This window comes from Parvibaculum sp. (genome assembly GCF_040882025.1).
Taxonomy (GTDB): Bacteria; Pseudomonadota; Alphaproteobacteria; order Parvibaculales; family Parvibaculaceae; genus Parvibaculum.
In genome coordinates, this window is the sequence record NZ_JBBECC010000110.1 from 1 (window position 1) to 4,255 (window position 4,255).

3 protein-coding genes are annotated in these 4,255 nt (G+C 67.3%); all 3 read left to right on the forward strand.

The window, feature by feature from the left end:
• The coding region (locus WEB61_RS07930) for a (2Fe-2S)-binding protein (RefSeq protein WP_368063796.1) at positions 1–1,454 on the forward strand (1,454 nt) is incomplete at its 5' end.
• The gene (gene nirD, locus WEB61_RS07935; protein ID WP_368063797.1) at positions 1,451–1,789 is read left to right on the forward strand and encodes a nitrite reductase small subunit NirD; all 339 of its coding nucleotides are present in this window, start codon (positions 1,451–1,453) and stop codon (positions 1,787–1,789) included. The genes WEB61_RS07930 and nirD, both read left to right, overlap by 4 nt.
• A partial coding sequence (locus WEB61_RS07940; RefSeq protein ID WP_368063798.1) for a molybdopterin oxidoreductase family protein occupies positions 1,786–4,255 on the forward strand: 2,470 nt, incomplete at its 3' end. The genes nirD and WEB61_RS07940, both read left to right, overlap by 4 nt.

The following is a 4,255-nucleotide window of genomic DNA, read 5'->3' on the forward strand; positions in this document are numbered from 1 at the left end:
CCGGCGATTTCCAGGGCGGCGAGGATGTCGAGGACATCGTGTTCCGCGATGCCGCACGCGGCGTCTACAAGCGGTTGCTGCTGCGCGACGACAGGTTGATCGGTGCCGTTCTCTATGGCGAGACGCAAGATGGCAGCTGGTATTTTCAGCTCCTGAAGGATGCGGCGCCCGTTGCCGATCTGCGCGATACGCTGATCTTCGGACAGGCTCTCGCCGGCGGTGCCCGCGCGGACCCTAAGGCCGCCGTTGCCGCGCTGCCCGACGCAGCGGAAATCTGCGGCTGCAACGGCGTCTGCAAGGGCCGGATCGTCTCGGCGATCGGCGAACAGGGCCTCACGACACTGGACGAAGTGAGAAAGCACACCAAGGCGTCGGCGTCCTGCGGCTCCTGCACCGGGCTTGTCGAGCAATTGCTGGCGCTGACGCTGGGCGACGGCTACGAGGTGCAAGGCGGCGCCAAGCCGATGTGCGGCTGCACCGCCTTCGCGCATGACGATGTGCGCCGGTTGATCCTCGTCCGCGAATTGCGGTCGATCCCGGAAGTCATGCAGGAACTCGCATGGACGACGCCCGACGGCTGCGCGAGCTGCCGCCCGGCGCTCAACTATTATCTCCTCTGCGCCTGGCCCGGCGACTACACCGACGACAAGCAGAGCCGGTTCATCAACGAACGCGCGCACGCCAACATCCAGAAGGATGGCACCTATTCGGTCATCCCGCGCATGTGGGGCGGCGTCACCAATGCCGGCGAGCTGCGTGCCATCGCCGATGTCGTCGAAAAATTCGCGATCCCGACCGTCAAGATCACCGGCGGCCAGCGCGTCGACCTGCTCGGCGTCAAAAAGGAAGATCTGCCGGCCGTCTGGGCCGATCTCAATGCCGCCGGCATGGTGTCGGGGCATGCCTATGGCAAGGCGTTGCGCACGGTCAAAACCTGTGTCGGCTCGGAGTGGTGCCGCTTCGGCACGCAGGATTCGACCGGCCTCGGCATTCGCCTCGAGCGCATGACCTGGGGCTCGTGGATGCCGCACAAGTTCAAGATGGCGGTCTCGGGCTGCCCGCGCAATTGCGCCGAGGCGACGATCAAGGATTTCGGCGTCGTCGCGGTCGAAAGCGGCTGGGAGCTCAGCGTCGGCGGCAATGGCGGCATCAAGGTGCGCGCTACCGATTTCCTCTGCAAGGTCGGGACGGACGCCGAGGTCTTCGAATATTGCGGCGCCTTCATTCAGCTTTATCGCGAGGAGGCGCGCTATCTCGAACGCACCGCGCCATGGATCGAGCGCGTCGGCCTCGATCACGTCCGGACGCGCATTGTCGAGGATGCCGGCAACCGGGCGGCTCTCTACCAGCGCTTCCTCCATTCGCAGAAATTCGCGCAGACCGACCCCTGGGCGGAACGCGCCGGCGGCGGCAAGGACGCCGAGGAATTCCACATGCTGGAGCTCGCGACATGAACCCTGCCTGGACCAGAATCGGCACGATCTCGGATATTCCCGTTCGCGGCGCGCGGCGGATCGCTTCCGCGCATGGAACGGTCGCGGTCTTCCGCACTTCGGACGACCGGATATTCGCCATCGAGGACCGCTGCCCCCATCGCGGCGGCCCGCTGTCGCAGGGCATCGTGCACGACACCGGCGTCGCCTGCCCGCTGCATGGCTGGGTCATCGATCTCGAACGCGCCGAAGCCCGCGCGCCGGATCAGGGCTGCATCCGCCGTTTCGACGTCCGCGTGACGGACGGCGTCATCGAGGTCGATCTGCGCGCGGCCTGCGAAAGGGCGGCCGAATGAGCAAACCCGCCATCCGCACCACCTGTCCTTACTGCGGCGTGGGGTGCGGCTTGCGGGTTCATGCGTCCGGCGCGCGCAGCCTCGAGCTTGCGGGCGACACGGCGCATCCGGCCAATCGCGGCCTTCTTTGTTCCAAGGGAACAGCGCTCGGAGAGACCGTCGGTCTCGACAATCGGCTGCTTTACCCTGAGATCGGCGGTGAACGGGCGAGCTGGGATATGGCGCTCGATCGTGTGGCCGAACGCTTTTCCGATATCGTCGCGCGGCACGGGCCCGACGCCGTCGCCTTCTACGTCTCCGGGCAGCTCCTGACGGAGGATTATTACGTCGCCAACAAGCTGATGAAGGGCTTCATCGGCTCGGGCAATATCGACACCAATTCCCGTCTTTGCATGTCGTCCACGGTGGCCGGCCACAAGCGTGCCTTCGGCGCCGACGCCGTTCCCGGCAATTACGAGGATTGGGAACTTGCCGATCTCGTCGTTCTGGTCGGCTCCAACACGGCATGGTGTCATCCGGTGCTCTATCGCCGGCTGCTCGCCGCCCGCGAGAAACGCGGCACGCGGATCGTCGTCATCGACCCGCGCCGCACGGCGACCTGCGACGAGGCCGATCTTCACCTGGCGCTGAAGCCCGGCAGCGATGTGCGCCTTTTCAACGCGCTTCTCGTTCATCTGGCGGCGAACGATCATGCGGACGAGGAATTTGTCGGCGCGGCGACCGAAGGGCTCGATGCAACGCTCGCCGCCGCCTGTGCCGATGGGTCCGCGCTTGAGGCCGTGGCGCGCGATTGCGGCCTCGATGCCGCCGATCTCGAAACCTTCTTTTCCTGGTTCGCCGGCACCGAACGCACGCTCACCGTCTTCTCGCAAGGCGTCAACCAGTCGTCGCAGGGCGTCGACAAGGTCAACGCCATCATCAACTGCCATCTCCTCACCGGCCGCATCGGCAGGCCGGGCATGGGCCCCTTCTCCGTCACCGGCCAGCCCAATGCGATGGGCGGCCGCGAGGTCGGCGGTCTCGCAAACCAGCTTGCCGCCCATATGGAATTCACGGCCGAACATCGCGACATCGTTGCGCGCTTCTGGCGCGCAAGGCGCATGGCGCCGCATGGCGGCCTCACCGCCGTCGACATGTTTCGCGCGGTCGGCGAAGGCCGCATCAAGGCAATCTGGATCGCCGCGACCAACCCGGCGGTCAGCCTCCCCGATGCGAGCCGGGTGCGCGAGGCGCTGGCGCGCTGCGAATTCATCGTCGTTTCCGACTGCATCGCCGGCACCGATACGGGCCGCTATGCCCATGTCGCGCTGCCGGCCGCCGCCTGGGGCGAGAAGGACGGCACCGTCACCAATTCCGAGCGGCGCATCTCGCGCCAGCGCGCCTTCCTGCCGCCGCCCGGCGAAGCGCGCCCCGACTGGTGGATGTTCACGCAGGTCGCGCAGCGCATGGGCTTTGCCGACGCCTTTCCCTACACCGCGCCCGCGCAGATATTCCGCGAGCATGCCGCGCTCTCTGCTTTCGAAAATCACGGCAGCCGTATTTTCGACATTGGCGGCCTCGCGAATATTCCGGATTCGGACTACGACGCCCTGAAACCCGTGCAATGGCCGGTCACACCGGCGCGGCGCGAGGGCACGGCCCGGCTTTTCACCGACCGCTGGTTCACGACCGAAGACGGGCGTGCCCGGTTTGTCGCCGTCCATGCGGGCCGGCCGGCCAACCTGCCGACCGAACGCTTCCCGCTGGCGCTCAACACCGGCCGCCTGCGCGACCAGTGGCACACGATGACGCGCACCGGCCTCGCGCCGACGCTTGCCCGTCACAGCCCCGAGCCCGCCGTCGATCTCCATCCCGACGACATCGCCGCCAACGGTCTCGCCGATGACGGCTTTGCGCGCGTCGTCACACGCTTCGGGCAAGGCACATTCCGTGTCCGCGCCACGCAGAACCAGCGCGCCGGAACGGCCTTCCTTCCGATCCACTGGTCGGATACCGGCGCCGCCGACGCGGTGACGGGGCGGCTCGTCAACCCGGTCATCGACCCGATCTCGAAACAGCCGGAGTTCAAGCACACGCCGGCGCGTGTCGAGCCGGTCGTGATGGCGTGGCGGGGCTTTGCGCTCAGCCGCACCGCACCGGTGCCACCTGCCGGTTGCTACTGGGCGGCTGTCGCGCTGAAAGGCGGTTATCTCTACGAAATCGCGGGCGAGACCGGCGTCGAGCCGCCCTCGCCCTCTTCGCTCTTCGGCGAACCGGCCGCAACCGGCGAGATCCTCGAAATGCACGACGCGCGCCGCGGCAATCGCCGCTTCGCCCGGATCGATGATGAGCGCCTGACGCATTGCCTGATGATCGCCGCGCAGGGCCGCCTGCCGCCGCGCGCCTGGCTTGCCGGGCTGCTTGCCGCCGACCGCCTCGGGCCGGCCGAGCGTCAGATGCTTCTCGCGGGCGCGCCGTCCGAAGGCG

Bases quoted from the DNA above. Each gene is read 5' to 3' on its own strand.
- nirD (WP_368063797.1), top strand. From the start codon at position 1,451: ATGAACCCTGCCTGGACCAGAATCGGCACGATCTCGGATATTCCCGTT.